The sequence below is a fragment of the Pelagivirga sediminicola genome, from assembly GCF_003072125.1.
Lineage (GTDB): Bacteria > Pseudomonadota > Alphaproteobacteria > Rhodobacterales > Rhodobacteraceae > Roseovarius > Roseovarius sediminicola.
The window spans coordinates 132,564-152,992 of the sequence record NZ_QCYH01000004.1 but is presented as its reverse complement, the minus strand read 5'-3'; the positions used below and the strand labels follow the sequence as shown (position 1 = coordinate 152,992).

Below are 20,429 nucleotides of genomic sequence, written 5' to 3'. Positions count from 1 at the left end.
GGTCAAAACCATAAAAACGAGCATGAGCATGAGCAGCAAACCCAAGATGGACGATCACCTGCGCGAGCGGATCATCAGTCAGCCCGATGTCATCCTTGAAGATCAGGACCTTATGCACGCCCTGATCGCCGCGAACGAGCGTGCGATGGGCGGCAATATCGTCGATCTGCGCGGTATCGCGATGGACCGTCTGGAGGCGCGGCTGGACCGGCTGGAGGACACCCATCGCAGCGTGATCGCCGCCGCTTATGACAATCTGGCCGGCACCAATCAGGTGCACCGCGCCATCCTGCGGATGCTGGACCCCACCGAATTCGAGGCATTTTTGCACAATCTGGGCGGCGAGGTCGCCGATATCCTGCGCGTCGATTCGGTGCGCCTGATCCTTGAATCGGTGCAGGCCGAAACCGATCCCGCCGTCAGTCGGCTGGGCGATGTGCTGACCGTGGCCGAGCCCGGCTTTGTCGCGCGCTATATCGAGGGTGGGCGCAGCGGCACGCGGCAGGTCACGCTGCGCCAGCTTGGCGGCGGCGACACCGAGCTGCATGGCGGCGCCGCCGGCGACATCCGCTCCGAAGCGTGCCTGCGGCTGGATTTCGGAGAAGGCCGCCTGCCCGGCATGCTGGTGCTGGGCGCGGAAGACCCCCATCAGTTCACCCCGCAGCAGGGCACCGATCTGCTGACGTTCTTCGCCGGCGTATTCGAAAGGTCGATGCGCCGCTGGCTGTCATGATCTCGCCCGCCGCAGGCAGCGCGCTGGCGCTCTGGCTGGACCAGCAGCGCGCGCTGCGCGGCGCGGCGGAGAATACCATCAGCGCCTATTGCGCGGACGTCACCGGGTTCCTGGGGTTCATTACGCGTCACAAGGGCGCCGCCCAGGGGCTGGGCGCACTGGCCGAGATCACCACATCGGACATGCGCGCCTGGATGGCGCATATGCGCGCCCGGCAGATCGGTCCGCGCAGCCTTGCGCGCAAACTTTCGGCGGTGAAATCCTTCTATCGCTGGCTGGCCGAGCGCGAGGGGTTCGAGCCGACGGCGGTGCTGGCCACGCGCAGCCCCAGGTTTCAGCGCAAGCTGCCCCGCCCGCTCAGCGTCGAAGCCGCGCGCGACGTGATCGACACCGCCGAATTTCAATCGCTGACGCCGTGGATCTGCGCGCGCGACCGGGCGGTCATCACGCTGCTCTACGGCTGCGGGCTGCGCATTTCCGAGGCGCTGTCGCTGACCGGTGCCGACGCGCCGCTGCCCGCCACGCTGCGCATCACCGGCAAGGGCGGCAAGGAGCGGCTGGTGCCCGTTCTGCCCGCCGCGCGCGCGGCGGTGGACGACTACACCCGCGCCTGCCCGCACGGGATCGCCCCGGATGGCCCGCTTTTCCTGGGCGCGCGCGGCGGCAAACTGTCCCCCCGCGCCGTGCAGAAGGTAATGGAACAGGTGCGCGGCCAGTTGGGCCTGCCTGCGACGGCAACGCCGCACGCAATGCGCCACAGCTTTGCCACGCATCTGCTGAACGCGGGCGGCGATCTGCGCGCGATTCAGGAGCTTTTGGGCCATGCCTCCCTGTCCACCACGCAGGCCTATACGGGTGTCGACACCGCCCGCCTGATGGAAGTCTACGCGCGCGCACATCCCAAAGCGTGATTGCCCGCGCGGCCCCAAGCCCTTATAGGGACGCCATGACACGCGAAATCAAAGCTCTTTCCGTCCATCTTTTTACCGCGACAGGCGTGGTTTTCGCCATGCTGGCCATGCTGGCAGCCGCAGATGAGGAATGGGGTCTCATGTTCGTCTGGCTGGTCGTCGCCTTCGCCGTGGATGGCGCGGACGGGCCTTTGGCGCGCAAATACGAGGTCGACAAATACGCACCGCGCTTTGACGGTGTGCTGCTGGACATGATTATCGATTTCATCACCTACGCGTTCATTCCCGCCTTTGCGCTGTTCCAATCGGGGCTCCTGCCCGGCTGGACGGGCTGGGCCGCGATCATCCTGATCACCTTCGCCAGCGCGATGTATTTCTGCGATCGCGGCATGAAGACCGCCGACAAATCCTTTCAGGGCTTTCCCGGCACCTGGAACATGCTGGTGCTGGTGCTTTTCGCGACCGAGCCGCCCTTCTGGTTCACGCTGACGCTGGTGGCCGTGCTGGCCGTGGCGATGTTTCTGCCGCTTAAATTCGTCCATCCGGTGCGCACCAAGCGCTGGCGCAAGATTTCGCTGCCGATGATCTTCATCTGGACCTTCTTTGCCGGCTGGGCCGCCTGGGTGGATTTCCATCCCGAAAGCTGGGCGCATTGGGGGCTGGTGATCAGCTCGATCTATCTGCTGAGCGCAGGCATCGTGCAGCAGATCGTGCCGGAGCGGCAGGCGAAAGCGTAAAGCGCCCTGTTGCCGGGCCTTGGCGATCCGATCCTCAATCATCGACAACTGGATGGGTGCGCGATGGCCATCATTTCACGTCTGCGCGCGGCGCGGCACACGGCGCTGAGCGCAGTTGCAACCATGATCCCCGCGCTTCTGGCGCATGAGCTGATCTCGTTCGGCGTCATCCATTCCACGATCAGGTGGTCGGATGCTGGCTGCCACTACAGCGACTGCGCCGGCATCGGCGTGGTGCTTTTTGGCTACGCGCTCTTTGCCATGCCGCTGGCAATTCTCTTTGCGCTTGCCGGTGCGGCTCTGGCGCAATCGTCGCTGCGGCGCGCCGTCCTTGCCGGGTTGTGGCTGGCGGTTTGCATCACTTCACTTTTCCCGATCGCCTCAAGCTATCGTGGCGGCTTCGGCACGACATGGCTGTGGTACGAGCCGTTTCTGGAGTTGATGCTGCACCCCATCCTGACGCCCGTCACCGTCGCGCTTGGCCTCTGGCTGTTCGATTTGGCAAACCGCAGGCTGGCAGGGCGATAGCGCCCGAGATCCCGATTTCGCATCGCGCTGCCTGACAAATCGTGGCGCGCATAGCTTACCAAACGGCCGCTCCTCTACGAGCCGGATCCACGCAGCCCGCAAGCGATGGTGCGCCTTATAGCAGCAAGGTTCGCAGCCGTGGCGCCCTGAATATCAACGTTGCGAGCATTTAAATCAACAGCCCGGCCGCCCCCTCATGGCGCAAAAGCCACACCTTCGTCTCCACCCCGCCCTTGCCCGAGAACCCGCCCAGACCGCTTGTGCCCAGCACGCGGTGGCAAGGGATGATGATCGGGATCGGGTTGCCGCCGCACCCCGTTCCAATCGCCTGCGCAGGCACTTTCAGCGCGCGGGCCAGATCGCCGTAGCTGCGCGTCTCGCCATACGGGATTGCGGCGATGGCATCGCAGACGCCGCGCTGAAAATCGGTGCCGGGCACCTTCAGCGGCAGATCGAATTGCTCCAGATCGCCCGCGAAATAGGCGCGCAGCTGCGCCAGCGCGCGGCGCAGCACCGGCGTGTCGCCCTGCACGAAGGCATCGTGCCAATCCAGCGCGGTGATCGCCCCATGCTCCTCGGTGACGCAAAGCGCGCCCAGGGGCGTGGCGAGCGACGCGGCAGGCATCAGGCCGAATGGGCGCCGTCCGCCAGCCCCTTGACGAATTCCAGCACCTTTGCCGGGCTTTCGCCATCCGCGATCTTGCCGACGATGGCGCTGCCGACCACTGCGCCGTCTGCCACACTGGCAATGGCGCGCGAAGTTTCGGGCGTGCGGATGCCGAAGCCGACGATCACGGGCAGGTCCGTCACCTTCTTGATCCGCGCGACTTCGGGCGCGACATCGCCCGCCTCGGCGGCCGCCGCGCCGGTGATGCCGGTGATCGAGACGTAATAGACGAAACCCGACGTGTTCTGCATGACCTTCGGCAAACGCTTGTCATCGGTCGTGGGCGTCGCCAGCCGGATGAAGTTGAGGCCGGCGGCCTGCGCGGGGATGCACAGCTCCTCGTCCTCTTCGGGGGGCAGATCAACCACGATCAGCCCGTCGACACCCGCCTCGCGCGCATCGGTCAGGAATTGCGGGACGCCGTGATTGTAGATCGGGTTGTAATACCCCATCAGCACGATCGGCGTGGTGTCGTCATCCTTGCGGAAGTCGCGCGCCATCTGCAACGTGCGCTTCAACGTCATGCCGCCCTTCAGCGCGCGCTGCCCGGCCAGCTGGATCGTGGCGCCGTCGGCCATCGGATCGGTGAAGGGCAGGCCCAGCTCGATGATGTCGACGCCCGCATCCGGCAGCCCCTTGACCACCTCCAGCGAGGTGTCGAAATCGGGATCCCCCGCCATCACATAGGCCACGAATGCCTTTTTCCCGGCGGCTTTCAACTCGGCGAATTTGGCGTCGATACGGCTCATGGCGGTCCCCTGTTTGATCAAGGCGGGTTTGGCCCAAGCGGGCGCGGAAATCAATGGTCTGCTTGACGCCGCAGGCGCGGCTGACATAGATGCGTTGACTTTTCACCAAGGAGCGGCGTCATGGGGTTCAAAATGGGTATCGTCGGACTGCCCAACGTGGGCAAGTCGACGCTCTTCAACGCGCTGACGCGCACCGCCGCCGCGCAGGCGGCGAATTTTCCGTTCTGCACGATCGAGCCGAATGTCGGCGACGTCGCCGTGCCCGATCCGCGGCTGGACAAGCTGGCCACAATCGCGGGCAGCAATCAGACCATCCCGACGCGCATGACCTTTGTCGATATCGCGGGCCTTGTGAAGGGCGCCAGCAAGGGCGAGGGGCTGGGCAACCAGTTTCTGGCCAATATCCGCGAGGTGGACGCGATCGCGCATGTCGTGCGCTGCTTTGAGGATGATGACGTCACCCATGTGGAGAACCGGATCGACCCCGTGGCCGACGCCGAAACCATCGAGACCGAGCTGATGCTCGCCGATATCGAAAGCATCGAGAAGCGTCTGGTGAACATCACCCGCAAGGTGCGCGGCGGCGACAAGGAGGCGGTGCAGCAGGAACGCCTGCTGCGCGCCGCGCTGGCGGTGCTGGAGGACGGCAAACCGGCCCGCACCGTCCAGGTCGATGACGAGGACCGCCGCGCGTGGAAAATGCTGCAACTGCTGACCACCAAGCCGGTCCTTTATGTCTGCAACGTCGGCGAATCCGATGCGGCCGAGGGCAACGCGCTGTCGGCCAAGGTGGGCGAGATGGCCGCGGCCGAGGGCAACAGCCACGTCGTCATCAGCGCCCAGATCGAGGAGGAAATCAGCCAGCTTGACGCCGAAGAGGCCGAGATGTTCCTCACGGAAATGGGCCTCGACGAGGCCGGGCTGAGCCGCCTGATCAAGGCGGGCTACGAGCTCTTGCATCTTGAGACATATTTCACGGTCGGCCCCAAGGAGGCGCGCGCCTGGACGATCCGCGCGGGCACCACCGCGCCGAAGGCCGCCGGCGTGATCCACGGCGATTTCGAGCGCGGCTTTATCCGTGCGGAAACCATCAGCTATGACGATTTCGTCACCCTGGGCGGCGAACAGGCCGCGAAAGAGGCGGGCAAGATGCGCGCCGAAGGAAAAGCGTATATCGTCAAGGATGGCGACGTGCTGCACTTTCTGTTCAACACCTGAGGCACGCCCCGAACCGGAGAACGCATGAGCCCCACCTTCCCCGAAGGATTGCAGGACTTCCTGCACGCGCTGGACCGCGACATCCACGCGGATGCGGACTGGGGCACGCCCGCCTCCTACATCCCGGAACTCGCGGCCGTTGATCCGGCGCAATTCGCGATTTCCGTCGCGATGGCCGATGGGCGCACCATTTCGGCGGGCGCGCATGACAAGCGGTTTTCGATCCAGAGCGTCAGCAAGGTGTTCACGCTGGCCGCCGCCCTTGGCCGCATCGGCGATGCGCTCTGGGCGCGGGTCGGGCGCGAGCCGTCGGGGACCGCCTTCAACTCCATCGCGCTTTTGGAGCAGGAAAGAGGCCGGCCACGCAACCCGTTCATCAACGCGGGCGCGCTGGTCACCACCGATGCGCTGCTGGACGGGCGCCAGCCGCGCGAAGCGCTGGCCGAGCTGATCCAGTTCATCCGCGCCGCCGCCGAGGACGAGGATATCCACATCGACAAACATGTCGCCGCCTCGGAGGAAGCGACCGGCCACCGCAACGCGGCATTGGCACATTACCTTTATTCCTTCGACAATCTGCGCAACGAGCCGGACATGACGCTGGGCACCTACATGCATCAATGCGCCATCTCCATGACCACCGATCAGCTTGCGCGGTCGGGCCGGATGCTGGCCGGGCTGGAGGGCGCGCCGCGTCTGATCTCGGAGCGGCGCGCGCGGCGGATCAACGCGCTGATGATGACCTGCGGGCATTACGACGGCTCGGGCGATTTCGCCTATCGCGTGGGCCTGCCCGGCAAAAGCGGCGTGGGCGGCGGCATCCTGATGATCGCGCCGGGCAAGGCGTCCATCGCGGTTTGGTCGCCGGGATTGAACCATTACGGCAACTCCAAGGCCGGAACCGAAGCGGCGCACAGATTGGCCAATTTCACCGGCTGGTCGGTGTTCGGCGGATAAGGCGGCTTGCACTTGGGCCAGAGCGGCCTAATGTCGGCGCAAATTCCGAAAGGCCAGACCATGAGCACATTCCGCAAATCCGCCGCCCTGTCGCGCATCCAGCCCGCGGCGACCATCGCCATCACGCAAAAGGCCCGCGATCTGCGCGCAGAGGGCCACGACATCATCTCGCTGTCCATCGGCGAGCCGGATTTTGACACGCCCGATCACGTCAAGGCCGCCGCCGCCGAAGCCATGGCGCGCGGCGAGACGAAATACCCCCCCATCAACGGCATCCCCGAGCTGCGCCGCGCCATCGCGGACAAGTTCGCGCGCGAAAACGGGCTGGATTATGCGCCGTCGCAAACCATCGTCTCGACGGGGGGCAAGCAGGTAATCGCCAATGCGCTGCTCGCCACGCTGGACGCTGGCGACGAGGTGGTGATCCCCGCGCCCTACTGGGTCAGCTACACCCAGATGGTCGAAATGACCGGCGCGGTGCCGGTGGTGGTGCAGACCGAGGCCGAGGACGGCTTTCTTCTGACGCCCGCCGCACTTGAGGCGGCGATCACGCCGAAAACGCGCTGGCTGATCCTCAACTCCCCGTCCAACCCCACCGGCGCGGTCTATTCCGCCGATGACCTGCGCGCGCTGGCAGGCGTGCTGGAGCGGCATCCGAATGTCTGGGTATTGTCGGACGATATGTATGAACATCTGATTTACGGCGGCACGCCTTTTGCCACCATGGCCGCCGCCACGCCCGCAATGAAGGACCGCACGCTGACCATGAACGGCGTCAGCAAGGCTTATGCCATGACCGGCTGGCGCATCGGCTATGCTGCGGGGCCGCAGCCCCTGATCGACGCGATGGCGCTGGCGCAGGGGCAGGTCACCAGCGGCGCCGCGCAGCCCAGCCAATGGGCCGCGCTGGCCGCACTGACCGGCCCGCAGGACGCGCTGGAGTTGCAGCGCGCCGCGTTCGAGCAGCGCCGCGATCTGGTGGTCGCGCGGCTGAACGCGATCCCCGGCATGGATTGCCCGACACCGCCGGGCGCGTTCTATGTCTTTCCGTCCTGCGCCGCCTTCCTGGGCCGCACCACGCCCGGCGGCAAGCGCCTGGAGACGGACGAGGATTTCTGCATGGCGCTGATGGAGGAAGGCGGCGTTGCCACCGTCCACGGCGCGGCCTTCGGTCAAAGCCCGTTCTTCCGCGTCAGCTATGCCGCGTCCGAGGCCGAACTGACCGAGGCGACGGGCCGCATCGCCGCATTCTGCGCCGCCTTGACCTGACGCGCCGCGCGCGGGACGGTATTTGCCATGTCGACAGAACGGGACATTCCATGACGCAGAAACCGGCCGCCTGCCCGCCCGAGCGCAAGCGCGGCTCTGGCGTTCAATATGTCTATGACGTGCTGCGGGGCGAGATCCTCGATCTGACGCTCGCCCCCGGCAGCCCCATTGATGAGATCATGCTGTCCGAGCGGCTCTCGATGTCGCGCACGCCCATCCGCGAGGCGCTGGTGAGGCTGGCCAGCGAAGGGTTGGTGACGGCGCTGCCCAACCGCTCGACCGTGGTGTCGAGCATTGATTTGTTGAACCTGCACAACTTCTTTGATGCGCTGACGCTGATGTATCGCGTGACCACCCGGCTGGCGGCGGAAAACCGCGAGGCCGCCGACCTGTCGGCGCTCGAACATTGGCACCGCGAATACGCCAAGGCGGCCGAGGCGCGGGACGCGCCGGGGATGATCGCCACCAACCGCGAATTCCACGCCGCCATCGCCACCGCCGGGCGGAACCCCTATTACGAGGCGCTGTGCCACCGCCTGCTGGACGAGGGGCGGCGCCTGCTGCGGCTTTACTATTACACGTTCGAGGACGGCGTTCCCGCCCGCTACGTGCAGGAACACGCCGACATGATCGCCGCGATCGAGTCGCGCGACGTACCCCGCGCCGACGCGCTGGCGCAGGCGCATGCCGACCAGATCGTCACCCAGATCCAGACCATGATCGCCCGCGACCGGCGCCAGCATATCACGCTTTGAGCGGCACGGGCGGGCTCTGTGGTACCTGCCCGCGTCCGAAAATCATGTCGACAATAAAAATACACATGGTATTCTTGGATCACTCCCAAGCGGGATCGGGCGCAGCGCACCTGTCCTCGTGCGGAAAAGCTCAGGTTTCCAAAGGATAGCGACATGAATTCCGACATTTTCTCCGGGTGCATCCCGGCCCTGATGACCCCTTGCAATCCGGACCGCAGCCCAGATTTCGATTCGCTCGTCCGCAAGGGCAAGGAGCTGATCGAGGCGGGCATGCATGCGGTCGTCTATTGCGGCTCGATGGGCGACTGGCCGCTGCTGACCGATGCCGAGCGCATGGAGGGCGTCGAGCGCCTGGTAAAGGCGGGCGTGCCCGTGATCGTCGGGACCGGCGCCGTCAATTCGCGCGCCGCGGTCGCCCATGCCGAGCATGCGCAGAAGGTCGGCGCGCGCGGTCTGATGGTGATCCCGCGGCTTTTGTCGCGCGGGCTGTCGCCTGCCGCCCAGCGCGCACATTTCAAGGCCATTCTGGCCGCCGCGCCAGACCTGCCCGCGGTGATCTACAACAGCCCGCATTACGGCTTTGCCACGCGCGCGGACCTTTTCTTTGCGCTGCGCGCCGAGCATCCCAACCTTGTCGGCTTCAAGGAATTCGGCGGCGCCGCCGATCTGAGCTATGCGGCCGAGCATATCACGAGCGGCGATGACGACATCAAGCTGATGGTGGGTGTCGATACGACCGTGGTCCATGGCTTCGTGCAATGCGGTGCCTACGGCGCGATCACCGGCATCGGCAACGTGCTGCCCAAGGAGGTGCTGCACCTCGTCGCGCTCTCCAAGGCCGCGGCAGCGGGCGACGCGGACGCCCGCAAGCGCGCGCAGGAGCTGGACGATGCGCTGCACGTGCTGTCGGTCTTCGACGAGGGCACTGATCTGGTGCTGTATTACAAGCATCTGATGGTCTTGCAGGGCGACGCCGAATACGCGCTGCATTTCAACGAGACCGACGCGTTGAGCGACAGCCAGCGCGGCTATGCCGAGGCGCAGCTGGACCTGTTCAAGGCTTGGTATGCGGACTGGAGCAAACTGCCCGGCGCGGTGAGCAAATACGCGGCGTGACAACTTGCGGTTTTTGTGGTCGCCGCGACGCCCGCTTCAGTAGCGGGCGTCCTTCGGCTTGTTCCCGTCCGGCCAGTCATGCACCTTGTCCGGAAAATCGGGCCGCGGCATGTGGGTGAAATACTCTGCCACGTCGACGGCATCCTGATCGCTCAGCCCGCCCTGCCCCAGCGGGAAGTTGTCGTGGAGCGCAACCGGCATGTTCTGCTTGACGAAGGTCGCCGCCTTGTAGGTCCGCGCCATGCCCGCTCCGATGTTGAAGGACCGGTCCCCCCAGAGCGCGGGATAGATCACCTGCCCCGCCGCATCGCGGATGCCCTCGCCGTCATCGCCGTGGCAGACGGCGCATTGCCGGGCATAGATCTCCTTGCCGCGTTCGGGATCGGGGGTCAGCGACGTATCCACGCTGCCGATGCCGCGCCCGGGCACATCGTCGCCCGCGACATGCTCGTTCCGCATCCAGTCGAAATAGGCCACCATCGCCTTCATTTCCTCGGACGTCTCGTCCAGCGCCGTGCCGTTCATCGAGCGGCGGAAGCAACCGTTGATGCGATCCTCCATCGTGACCTCGCGGCCCGCGCGGGCCTGAGGCGCGGGAAAGAACGCGATCACCCCGGTATAGGGCGAGCCTTCGGCCACGGTTCCGGCGTTCAGATGGCACGAGGCGCAGTTCATGTCATTGCCGACATTATCCGGCAGCAGATCACGCGTCTGGGCATTCAGCCGCATGCCCATGACAAGCTGATCGGCGTTCGGCTCGTCCAGCAGCGCGGCGATGCGCGGCGTCTGGAAGGTCGAGCTGTCGATCGCCGGGTCCAGTTTGCGCCGCGCCTGTGCCAGCTGCTTTTCCGTCACCGCCGGCGCGGATCCGCCCCAGCTTTGGCGCACGAAGGTGAGGATCTCGGCCAGTTCGGCATCTGTCAGGCGGGCAAAGCTCGGCATGTAGAAGCTGCGCGGGCGCGCGTCCGTCGCGACGGACTTCCAGCCGGTCAGCGTGATATGCGTCAGCGTTGCGGGATCCTCGGCCGACAGCACGTGGTTGCCCGACAGCGGCGGAAAGACACCGGGCACGCCCTGGCCGTCATTGCGGTGGCAATCGGCGCAGAACTGGGCATAGCCCAGCCCGCCGGCCGTGGTGAACAGCGTTTCGGGAACCGGCGCGGGATCGCGGCCGGGCTCCGGCGGCGGCAGGTCGGGGCGCACGTCATCCGTTGGCAGCGAATCCATGTAGACCGCCATCGCCATCAGGTCTTCGTCGGTGAAATACTGGGTCGAATGTTCGATCACATCGGCCATTGCGCCGACCGCCGACGACACGTTGTTCTGCCCGGTCCGGAGCAATTGAACCATGTGATCGGGCGTCCACAGGTTGCGGATATTGACCGCATTCCATTCCTCCACGACAGACCCGGCGAGGAAGCGGTCCCCGGCGCGGCCCGTCTCGTCCATCGCGACCTCCTGAAAGCCGATGCCGCGCGGCGTGTGGCAGGCGCCGCAATGCCCCGGCCCCTGCACCAGATAGGCGCCGCGGTTCCATTCGTCGCTTTGCGCGGGGTCCGGCGTGAACTGCTCATCCTGAAGGAACACGGCATTCCACAAACCGATGCCCCAGCGCTGGTTGAACGGAAAGCCGATCCCGTTGGGCATGTTCGCCTTTTCAACAGGTTGGACGCCCTGGCTCATGTAGGCCCAAAGAGCGGTCATGTCCTCGTCGGTCATCCGCGCATAGGACGGGTAAGGCATTGCCGGATAAAGGTGATGGTTGTCCTTCGCGATGCCCTTGCGCATCGCGCGGTCGAACTCGGCAAAGCTCCAGTCGCCGATGCCGGTTTTCGGATCGGGCGTGATGTTGGTCGCGCGCATGATGCCGAACGGCGTCTCCAGCGCGCGGCCCCCGGCCATCTCGGCGCCGCCTTCCTCGGTGTGGCAGGCCACGCAATCCCCGAGGCGCGCGATATAGCTTCCGCGCTCGATCAGCGCGAGGTCTGCCGCGCCGGTAAAACCGGGCGATTTGTCCTCAAGCGCGGGCGGCGCTGCCATCCATGCCAGCCCGCCGGCAACAACAACGGCGAGCGCTCCGATAGAGGCCAAAATGGTGCGCGTTCGGATAGCCATCGCTTCCATCCTTTCCCTCGAAAATACGGTAGCCGCGAAAAATCAGGGCCTTACCGCAGGTTGGACGCAACCCGACCATGAACCGCCGCCGCCGAAGAGGCCAGACCGATTGCGAGGCCACAGGGGTTGCCTGGCCTGCCTCTGCGCAGTGCGGGCGCGCCTGCGTCAGGCCAATTCCACCGCCTCCAGCCCCTTATCGCGCAGCTTTTCCAGCAGCGCCATTTCGTCACCGCTCAGAACGATGCCATTCTGCGCGGTCTCGGCCCGTGCGGCAAAGCGCCGCTGGGACGGCAGGCGCGCGCCCTGCCCTGCGATGGCCTCGAACAGCGTTTCGGCGCGCGCCAGCGGATCGCCGCGCCCGGCGGCAAAGCGTTCGGGATCGAAGGCAAGGATCAGCTCGCCATGCTTCGGCGCAAGCGTGGTCGTGCCCAGCAGATCCAGCGCCTCGGGACTGGTCAGATCGCCGATCATCACGCCGGCCAGCAGCTCGATCATGGTGGAAATCGCCGAACCCTTATGCGCGCCAAAGGGCAGCATCGCGCCCGCCAGCGCCGCCTCCGGGTCCGTCGTGGGCGCGCCGTCCTTGTCCAGCGCCCAGCCTTCGGGCAGCGGATCGCCCGCGCGGCGGTGCAGCTCGATCTCGCCCCGCGCGGCGACGCTGGTGGCGAAATCGAAGACATAGGGCGGCGTGCCCTTGCGCGGCCAGCCAAAGGCAAAAGGGTTGGTGCCCATCAGGGGCGCATTGCCGCCCGTGGGCGCGACCGTGGCATAGCTGGGGCACATCGCCAGCGCGGCAAGGCCCATGTCGGTGAGCGTCTCGATTTCGGGCCAGAGCGCCGCGAAATGCACGCAGTCGTTGATGACCAGCGCGGCCATGCCCAGCTCGCGCGCCCGCTTGCCCAGCGCAGGCGCGCCCAGCTCGAACGCGGCGTTGGAAAAACCGCCCTTGGCATCGACGCGCAGGATGGCCCCGTCCGCATCCGCCAGCACCGGTTCGGCATCCGGCGCGACCTTGCCCGCCTTGATCGTGCGCAGGCAGCCTTCCAGCCGATAGACGCCGTGCGATTTGCAGTGATCGCGCTCGCCCGCGACGATGACCCGGCCCAGCGCTTCGGCATGCAGCTGCGACAGCCCTCCGCCCTGCAGGATTTCGGTGACGAGGGCCATCAGCTCGCCCGTGGTCAAGGTGGTCTGTGTCATTGCGCACTCCTTTTGCGGGGCGGGTTGAATTCTTGCATGCATGCCGTATTCAGGAAGCGGTCGATGCAATGCCCCTCACGGCGATTGAAATACCGCGCGGGCGCAAGGAAGGGAACACATCCATGATGTTCATGCCCCATGGCGCGCCGCGCGCCGCTCTCTTGCGATGACGCGCGCCCCTGACGTGATCGTGGTCGGGGCCGGCGTTGTCGGCCTGTCGGCCGCGCTGGAGGCGCAGGCGCGCGGGCTGCGCGTGCGCGTGATCGACCGCGAGGGGCCTGCCGCCGGTGCCTCGGCCGGGAATGCGGGCGCGTTTGCCTTCACCGACATCCTGCCGCTCGCCTCGCCGCGGATCATCCGGCAGGCGCCGAAATGGCTGCTCGATCCCTTGGGACCGCTCAGCGTGCCGCCTGCCTATGCGCTGAGGATCGCGCCGTGGATGCTGCGTTTCTGGCGCGCCAGCTGGCCCGCGCAGGTGGCCGCCTCGACCAAGGCACAGACGGTGATGATGCGTCTTGCGAAATCCACGCTCGACCCGTTCCTGGAGCGCGCGGGCCTTGCGCAGATGCTGCGCCGCGAGGGCAATCTGCAGGTCTATGAGGGCGCGCGCGAATTCAACGCGTCCCTGCCCGGCTGGGACATGCGCGCCGCGGCGGGCATCGAATTCACGCATCTGACGGGCGACCGGATCGCGGAGCGTCAGCCCGGCCTCGCGCCCCGCTTCACCCACGCCACCTTTACCCCCGGCTGGTTCAGCATCAATGACCCCAAGGAATACACGCTGGCGCTGGCGGACCGCGTGCGCGCGAACGGCGGCGAGATCGTCATCGCCGAGGCAACCGCGCTCACGCCGGACGGCGTGGAAACCAGCCAAGGCCCCATGCAGGGCCGCGTCGTGCTCGCCGCGGGCGCGCATTCGCACCATCTGGCCCGCACCGCAAATTTGCGTATCCCGCTGGAGACCGAGCGCGGCTATAACACCACGCTGCCCCATGACGCGTTTGATCTGCGCTGCCAGATCACCTTTGGCGGGCACGGCTTTGTCGTGACCTCGCTCGGCTCCGGCATCCGCGTCGGCGGCGCGGTCGAACTGGGCGGGCTGGACGCCCCGCCCAACTACGCGCGCGCCGATGCGATGCTGAAAAAAGCGGCCGCGTTCCTGCCGGGGCTGAAAACCACCGGCGGCGTGCAATGGATGGGCTTCCGGCCTTCCCTGCCAGACAGTCTGCCCGCCATCGGGCCGCTGCCGGGATGTGGAAACGTCATCTGCGCCTTCGGGCACGGCCATCTGGGCCTGACGCAATCCACCGGAACGGCGCGGATCGTCGCGGATCTTCTGACAGATCAGACCCCCGGTATCGACCTTGCGCCATTCTCTCCGGCACGTTTCACGAGGGCACCATGACCCAATATACCTTCCCCTGCATCGACGGTCACACCTGCGGCAATCCCGTGCGCCTTGTCACCGGCGGCGCGCCGCGGCTCAAGGGGGCCGACATGCTGGAAAAGCGCGCGCATTTCCTGCGCGATTATGACTGGATCCGCACCGGCCTGATGTTCGAGCCGCGCGGCCATGACCAGATGTCGGGCGCCATCCTCTATCCGCCGACGCGCGAGGATTGCGATGTGGCGGTCCTGTTCATCGAGACGTCCGGCTGCCTGCCGATGTGCGGGCACGGAACCATCGGCACCGTGACCATCGCGTTGGAGAACGGCCTCGTTTGCCCCGAAACCCCCGGCCTGCTGCGGCTGGACACCCCCGCCGGGCGCGTCGATGTGAGTTACAGGCAGGAAGGCCGCTTTGTCGAAGAGGTGCGCCTGACCAATGTGCCGGGCTTCTTGCATTCCGAAGGGCTGAGCGCACATCTGGAAGGCATTGGCGAGATCACCGTCGACGTTGCCTATGGCGGCAATTTCTATGCCATCGTCGAGCCTCAGGCGAATTTCGGCGACATGGCCGATTTCAGCGCCGCGCGGCTGGTGGATCTCAGCCCGAAACTGCGCGCGGCGCTGAACGAGAAGTATCGCTTCGTGCATCCCGAGCACCCCGAGATCAACGGGCTGAGCCACATCCTGTGGACCGGCGCGCCGCGCAACCCTGCCGCGCATGGGCGCAACGCCGTGTTCTACGGCGACAAGGCGATCGACCGCTCGCCCTGCGGCACAGGCACATCCGCGCGCATGGCGCAGCTTGCGGCCAAGGGCAGGCTGGCCATCGGTGACGAGTTCGTCCACGAATCGATCATCGGCACCCTTTTCAAGGGCCGGGTCGAGGCCGCGGCCGAGGTCGGCGGCAAACCTGCCATCGTGCCCAGCATCGCCGGATGGGCGCGGGTGACGGGGATCAACACCATCTTCATCGACGACCGCGACCCGCTGGCGCATGGGTTCGTCGTAACCTGAAAGGGCCGCTCATGGCACAGATCATCGTTCCCGCCGAGGCCGCCGGCCCGGTTCTGGCGCTGCCTGAGGGCCTCAGCTTCTGGGGCGGGATCGACCCCGCGACCGGCACTGTGATCGACGCGCATCATCCGTCCTGCGGCACCTCGTTGGCGGGCAAGCTGGTGATGATGCCCACCAGCCGCGGATCCTGCACCGGCTCGGGCGTTCTGCTCGAGCTTGCGCTGAACGGCCACGCGCCGGCCGCGCTGATCTTTCGCGAGACCGAAGATATCCTGACGCTGGGCGCGCTGCTGGCCGCGCGCATGTTTGACAAGCCGGTGGCTGTGCTGCGGCTGGAGCCGGACACGTATGACGCGCTGGCCGCTTGCGCCGAGGCGCGGATAACGGCGACGCATCTGGAGGCGGAGGGCCTGTCGATGCCGCTGGTGCCGTTGAAGGCGGATGATCTGGAGCTAACGCGTGCCGACCTCGCCATGCTCGACGGCAGGGACGGCGCGCCGGTGCAACTGGCGATGCAGACGATCTGCACCATGGCGGCGGCGCAGGGGGCACGCGCGCTGACGGATGTGACGCGCGCGCATATCGACGGGTGCATCTATGCCAGCCCGGCCAACCTGACATTCGCGCAAAAGATGGCCGATATGGGGGCGAAGGTGCGCATCCCGACCACGATGAACGCGATTTCGGTCGATCACGCGAACTGGCGGGCGCAGGGCGTGCCGCCGGTCTTCGGCACCCCGGCGCAGGCGCTGGCGGATGCCTATGTGACGATGGGCGCGCTCCCCAGCTTCACCTGCGCGCCCTACCTTCTGTCGGAGCCACCGCAGAAGGGCGAGGCGATCGCCTGGGCCGAATCCAACGCCGTCGTCTATGCCAACAGCGTCCTTGGCGCGCGCACGGTGAAGCATCCCGATTTTCTGGACCTCTGCATCGCCATGACGGGCCGCGCGCCGCTGTCGGGCGTCTATCTGGACGCCGAACGCGCCGCGCGCCGGGTGATCGAGGTTGATCTGCCGGATGCCCATGACGACGCGCTCTGGCCCCTCCTCGGCTGGCTGGCCGGGCGCCTGTCGCCGGACCGTATTCCGCTGCTGAAGGGCTTGGAGGGCACCGTTCCCGGCGAGGATGATCTCAAGGCGCTTTGCGCCGCCTTCGGCACCACCTCCGCGGCGCCGATGCTGCATATCGCGGGCATCACGCCCGAAGCGGACGGCGCGTTGGCCCCCGGCGCGGACACGGTAGAGGCCGGACGCGCCGATCTGGCCGATGTCTGGCAAGGCTTCAACGACGGTCCCGCCAAGGTCGACCTGATCGCGTTTGGCAGCCCGCATTTCTCGGCCCCCGAATGCCGAACGCTGGCGGCGGCGCTGGACGGGCGGCGGCGCCACCCCGGGGCCCAGGTCATCGTCACCATCGGCCAGAACGTGCTGGATGCCATCCGCGCCGACGGGACGCTGGCGGCGCTGGAGGCATCCGGCGTGCAGGTCGTTCCCGACATCTGCTGGTGCTCGATCTCCGAGCCGGTGTTCCCGCCGAAGGCGCGCACCGTGCTGACCAATTCCGGCAAATACGCCCATTACGGGCCGGGCCTGTCAGGCCGCACGGTCCGCTTCGGCAGTCTAAAGGATTGCGCAGAAGCTGCCACAACGGGTCAAGCGCCCACAGATTTACCGCATTGGCTTGTCTGAACGCAACATTCAGTATCCTGTCTGCGGTGCGATCCGGCTGCCATCGGTAAAGCGCGAGAACCTGAACTCATGCGGATCGACACGGGGGCTGCGACCCAGAACAATGTCTGCCATCAGCCCGCCCGCGCCCGGCCCGATGCCGAAGCCGTGGCCGGAAAACCCGCTGGCGATGTGCAGGCCGGGCACCGAGCCGACCGCCGAAATCACCGGGATCGCGTCGGGTGTCACATCGATGCAGCCCGCCCATTCCTGCGCGACCGTTGCGGCGCGAAATGCCGGATGCTCCGCGCTGACATTCGACATCAGCGCTTTCAGCATCCGCGGCGATGGCGCGGGATCGAGGACGCGCTCGCGCTCGAACGGGGTCACGTCATCCGGCCCCCACGATCTGGCGCGCCGCGCCTCGTGCAGGAAACGGCCCGACAGGCGAAAATGCAGCTCGCGATAGTCCATTCTGAGGGCGGGCAGGAACCTGCGGGCATAGCGGAACGAATCCGGCACGATTTCAACCGTGTTCCCGGACCCTTGCGCGATCGTGTAGCCGCCATCGGCGCGCTTGCGGAATGCGTAACCGCTGGTCCAGATCGCCTGCTCGGGGCCGCCTTCGACGGGGCCGGTGCGCAGGACATGGTTGACGACGCCCAGCGCGGGCAGATCGAGGCCCATGTTTCCCAGAAAGAGGTTCGACCATGCGCCGCCGGCCACCACCACGGCGCTGCAGCCGATCCGCCCGCGTTCGGTCACCACGCCGCAAACCCGGCCGCCCTGGGTCTCGACAGATCGCACGGCGCATTCCGTCAGGATATGCGCGCCCTTGTCGCGGGCCGCCTCGGCGATGGCGGGTGTGGCCGTTTGCGGCTCGGCGCGGCCATCCTCGGGCGTATGGAGCGCGCCCACGCCCCGGATTGTCGCGCCGGGGAAAAGCTGCTGCAGTTCGGCGGGGCGCAGCATACGCGCCTGCATCTGGTAGGGCACCAGATGATCCTTCCAGCGGTCGTAATTGGCGAATGTCGCCTCGTCCTCGCAGATGAAACAGATACCGCTTTGAACATAGCCGGTTTCGCGGCCGATGCGTTTGTCCAGATCGCGCCACAGGCGCATCGACGCGGCCATCAGGGGCACTTCGCGCGGATCGCGGCGCGAGATGCGCACCCAGCCCCAGTTGCGGCTGGACTGCTCCTGCGCGATGCCGCCCTTTTCGCAGATGGCCACGCGTTGCCCGGCCTCTGCCAACTCCAGCGCCGTGGCGCAGCCGATGATGCCGCCGCCGATGATCACCACGTCCACCGCACCCGGCAGATCGGCGTCGCCGCGAACCGGGACAGGCCGGGGACCGGGCATCAGGCGGCTGCCGCCGGGCGAAGGGCAGGTACAAGCGGCCTGCCGGGCACGCCGTGTCTGCATGCAATGATGTCTGTCATGTCGTCCGCTCCCTTGCGATCCTGCCGTGGATCCGCCGCGCCCCATGCCCCGAAGGCCGGACGATCCTTGCCGCGGATCTAACGCGAAATCACGCGCGATTTGCAACAGATGTTCCGCCCGCCGCGCGGCCGACGGCGCGCGCGCGGCACCTCAGGGGGGCTTTCCCTTGCTCCGCAAAGACCTACAGTTTGGGCAAACCACAAGGAAAGGAATCGCATCATGGATCTCAAGGACAAGGTTTGCGTCATCACCGGCGGCGCCAGCGGCATCGGCTATGGCATCGCCAAGCGGTATATCGCGGATGGCGCCCGCGTAGTGATTGCCGACATGCGGCTGGACGCGGCGCAGGACGCCGCCGACACCCTGACCGCCGAGGGGCCGGGCAAGGCGATGGCCGTGGAGATGAACGTCACGGACGAGCAGATGGTCGATGCCGGCATGCAGCAGGTGATCGACGCATGGGGCCAGATCGATGTGCTGGTCTCCAACGCCGGGGTGCAGATCGTTCACCCGGTGGTGGATTTTCCCTTCGATGAGTGGAAGAAACTGCTGTCCATTCATCTGGACGGCGCGTTCCTGACGTCCAGGGCCGCGATGAAGCATATGTACAAGGCCGGCGGCGGCGCGATCATCTTCATGGGCTCGGTCCATTCCAAGGAGGCCTCGGCGCTGAAATCGGCCTATGTGACGGCCAAGCACGGGCTGCTGGGCCTTGCGCGCGTCATCTCCAAGGAAGGCGCCAAGCATGGCGTGCGCGCCAACGTGATCTGCCCCGGTTTCGTGAAAACCCCGCTGGTGGAAAAGCAGATCCCCGAGCAGGCCAAGGATCTGGGCATCTCCGAAGAGGAGGTGGTGAACAAGGTCATGCTGGGCAATACCGTCGATCAGGAATTCACCACGATCGAGGATGTGGCCGAGATTGCCCATGTCTTTGCCGCCTTCCCGACCAACGCGCTGACCGGCCAGTCGCTGGTTGTCAGCCATGGATGGTACATGAACTGAAGCGGCCGCGCGCCCTGCCCGCCCGGCGGCAGCGTTGCCGCGGCGGGCAGGGACCGGTGCGGGGCCGTTCGGCGGGGCGAGACCGGCGACAATCCGGCGCCGTCGCACCCGGTTTGCGCGGCGCGGTCTTTCCATCCTATCCGGCTGGGTATAGCCATCGCTCGCAAGGGCTGTGAACATTGCGGGAGGGATGATGCGCAACATGGATCTGAACGCCGATCTGGGCGAAAGCTGGGGCGCGTGGACGATGGGCCACGACGCCGAGATGCTGGACATCGTCACTTCTGCCAATGTCGCCTGCGGGTTTCATGCGGGCGATCCGCTGGTGATGCACCGCACGCTTACCCTTGCCAAGGAAAAGGGTGTCGGCGTGGGCGCGCATCCGGGATACATGGATCTGTGGGGCTTCGGCAGGCGCCGTTTTGCCGACGACGATCCGGCCGAGATCGAAAAGCTGCTGATCTACCAGATCGGCGCGATTCAGGCGATGGCGCGCGCCGTCGGCGTGCCGGTCACCCATTTCAAGGCGCATGGCGCGCTGGCCAATGTTACCGCGGTGGATGCTGCGATGGCCGATGCCGCGGCGCGCGCCGTGCTGGCGACCGATCCCGGCATGCTGTTTCTGGCCATGCCCGGAACCGAGCAGGAGCGCGCGGCCCAGCGCGCAGGTCTGCGCGTCGCGCGAGAGGTCTTCGCCGACCGGGCCTATATGGCGGACGGCACGCTTGCCCCGCGCAGCCGCCCGGGCGCCGTTCTGCAGGACGCGGGCGAGGCCGCGGCGCGTATGGTGCGGATGGTCTCCGAAGGGCGCGTCGCCACGCTGGACGGGCCGGAAATCGCGCTGGAGTTCGACACGATCTGCGTGCATGGCGACAATCCCCATGCCGTCGCGATGGCGCGCGCGGTGCGCGCCGCGCTGACCGATGCGGGCATCCGCCTGCAGCCGATGGCGGGCTGAC

18 protein-coding genes and 1 pseudogene are annotated in these 20,429 nt (G+C 66.5%); 14 read left to right on the top strand and 5 right to left on the bottom strand.

Features of this window, described 5'->3' with window-relative positions; all coding sequences use genetic code 11:
• Window positions 1-28 precede the first annotated feature (28 nt).
• The 4 genes from DC366_RS08970 to DC366_RS08955 all read left to right on the top strand — a co-directional run bounded on the left by DC366_RS08970 (window position 29) and on the right by DC366_RS08955 (window position 2,909).
• A complete protein-coding gene (locus DC366_RS08970; protein ID WP_108692011.1) occupies window positions 29-733 on the top strand; it encodes a DUF484 family protein in 705 nt (234 codons plus the stop codon).
• Window positions 730-1,644, top strand: a complete 915-nt coding sequence (locus tag DC366_RS08965; RefSeq protein WP_108691872.1) for a tyrosine recombinase XerC — start codon at window positions 730-732, stop codon at window positions 1,642-1,644. The genes DC366_RS08970 and DC366_RS08965 overlap by 4 nt, the downstream gene beginning before the upstream one ends.
• Window positions 1,645-1,679: 35 nt before the next feature.
• On the top strand, window positions 1,680-2,381 hold the full coding sequence (locus DC366_RS08960; RefSeq protein WP_108691871.1) for a CDP-alcohol phosphatidyltransferase family protein: 702 nt from the start codon (window positions 1,680-1,682) through the stop codon (window positions 2,379-2,381).
• 63 nt (window positions 2,382-2,444) lie between these two features.
• Window positions 2,445-2,909, top strand: a complete 465-nt coding sequence (locus tag DC366_RS08955; RefSeq protein ID WP_108691870.1) for a hypothetical protein — start codon at window positions 2,445-2,447, stop codon at window positions 2,907-2,909.
• A 169-nt stretch (window positions 2,910-3,078) separates the two neighbouring features.
• Here DC366_RS08955 and DC366_RS08950 read toward each other — a convergent pair whose 3' ends face one another.
• Both DC366_RS08950 and trpA read right to left on the bottom strand, forming a co-directional pair.
• Entirely contained in the window at window positions 3,079-3,534 is a 456-nt protein-coding gene (locus tag DC366_RS08950) for a methylated-DNA--[protein]-cysteine S-methyltransferase (RefSeq protein ID WP_108691869.1), read from the bottom strand.
• Complete coding sequence (gene trpA / locus DC366_RS08945; RefSeq protein WP_108692010.1) at window positions 3,534-4,325, bottom strand: tryptophan synthase subunit alpha; 792 nt, start codon at window positions 4,323-4,325, stop codon at window positions 3,534-3,536. Before trpA ends, DC366_RS08950 begins: the two co-directional genes overlap by 1 nt.
• Before the next feature lie 120 nt (window positions 4,326-4,445).
• On the opposite strand from trpA, the gene ychF reads away from it, so the two are divergent.
• The 5 genes and pseudogenes from ychF to DC366_RS08920 form a co-directional block, all read left to right on the top strand.
• On the top strand, window positions 4,446-5,543 hold the full coding sequence (gene ychF / locus DC366_RS08940; RefSeq protein WP_108691868.1) for a redox-regulated ATPase YchF: 1,098 nt from the start codon (window positions 4,446-4,448) through the stop codon (window positions 5,541-5,543).
• Window positions 5,544-5,567: 24 nt separating this feature from the next.
• Window positions 5,568-6,500, top strand: coding sequence for a glutaminase (locus tag DC366_RS08935; RefSeq protein WP_108691867.1), 933 nt, complete (start codon window positions 5,568-5,570; stop codon window positions 6,498-6,500).
• A 60-nt stretch (window positions 6,501-6,560) separates the two neighbouring features.
• A complete protein-coding gene (locus DC366_RS08930; protein ID WP_108692009.1) occupies window positions 6,561-7,769 on the top strand; it encodes a pyridoxal phosphate-dependent aminotransferase in 1,209 nt (402 codons plus the stop codon).
• A 50-nt stretch (window positions 7,770-7,819) separates the two neighbouring features.
• Window positions 7,820-8,524, top strand: coding sequence for a GntR family transcriptional regulator (locus DC366_RS08925; RefSeq protein ID WP_108691866.1), 705 nt, complete (start codon window positions 7,820-7,822; stop codon window positions 8,522-8,524).
• 153 nt (window positions 8,525-8,677) lie between these two features.
• Window positions 8,678-9,391 (top strand): annotated as a pseudogene (locus DC366_RS08920) (dihydrodipicolinate synthase family protein); the annotation flags it as partial.
• A 285-nt stretch (window positions 9,392-9,676) separates the two neighbouring features.
• Here DC366_RS08920 and DC366_RS08915 read toward each other — a convergent pair.
• Both DC366_RS08915 and DC366_RS08910 read right to left on the bottom strand, forming a co-directional pair.
• Window positions 9,677-11,755, bottom strand: a complete 2,079-nt coding sequence (locus DC366_RS08915; protein WP_243405085.1) for a c-type cytochrome — start codon at window positions 11,753-11,755, stop codon at window positions 9,677-9,679.
• A 165-nt stretch (window positions 11,756-11,920) separates the two neighbouring features.
• Window positions 11,921-12,955 (bottom strand): Ldh family oxidoreductase, encoded by a 1,035-nt coding sequence (locus DC366_RS08910; RefSeq protein WP_108691863.1) that lies wholly within the window; start codon window positions 12,953-12,955, stop codon window positions 11,921-11,923.
• Between the two features lie 166 nt (window positions 12,956-13,121).
• Here DC366_RS08910 and DC366_RS08905 point away from each other — a divergent pair, with 166 nt between their 5' ends.
• The 3 genes from DC366_RS08905 to lhpI are packed head-to-tail and all read left to right on the top strand — an operon-like array spanning window position 13,122 to window position 17,046.
• A complete protein-coding gene (locus tag DC366_RS08905; protein ID WP_108691862.1) occupies window positions 13,122-14,360 on the top strand; it encodes an NAD(P)/FAD-dependent oxidoreductase in 1,239 nt (412 codons plus the stop codon).
• Entirely contained in the window at window positions 14,357-15,358 is a 1,002-nt protein-coding gene (locus DC366_RS08900) for a 4-hydroxyproline epimerase (protein ID WP_108691861.1), read from the top strand. The genes DC366_RS08905 and DC366_RS08900 overlap by 4 nt, the downstream gene beginning before the upstream one ends.
• An 11-nt stretch (window positions 15,359-15,369) precedes the next feature.
• A complete protein-coding gene (gene lhpI, locus DC366_RS08895) occupies window positions 15,370-17,046 on the top strand; it encodes a cis-3-hydroxy-L-proline dehydratase (protein WP_108691860.1) in 1,677 nt (558 codons plus the stop codon).
• Window positions 17,047-17,055: 9 nt separating this feature from the next.
• Here lhpI and DC366_RS08890 read toward each other — a convergent pair whose 3' ends face one another.
• On the bottom strand, window positions 17,056-18,387 hold the full coding sequence (locus DC366_RS08890; RefSeq protein ID WP_108691859.1) for an NAD(P)/FAD-dependent oxidoreductase: 1,332 nt from the start codon (window positions 18,385-18,387) through the stop codon (window positions 17,056-17,058).
• Between the two features lie 300 nt (window positions 18,388-18,687).
• Here DC366_RS08890 and DC366_RS08885 point away from each other — a divergent pair, with 300 nt between their 5' ends.
• Both DC366_RS08885 and DC366_RS08880 read left to right on the top strand, forming a co-directional pair.
• Window positions 18,688-19,470 (top strand): 3-hydroxybutyrate dehydrogenase, encoded by a 783-nt coding sequence (locus DC366_RS08885; protein ID WP_108691858.1) that lies wholly within the window; start codon window positions 18,688-18,690, stop codon window positions 19,468-19,470.
• Between the two features lie 202 nt (window positions 19,471-19,672).
• On the top strand, window positions 19,673-20,428 hold the full coding sequence (locus tag DC366_RS08880) for a LamB/YcsF family protein (RefSeq protein WP_341476690.1): 756 nt from the start codon (window positions 19,673-19,675) through the stop codon (window positions 20,426-20,428).
• The last annotated feature ends 1 nt before the right edge of the window (window position 20,429 follow it).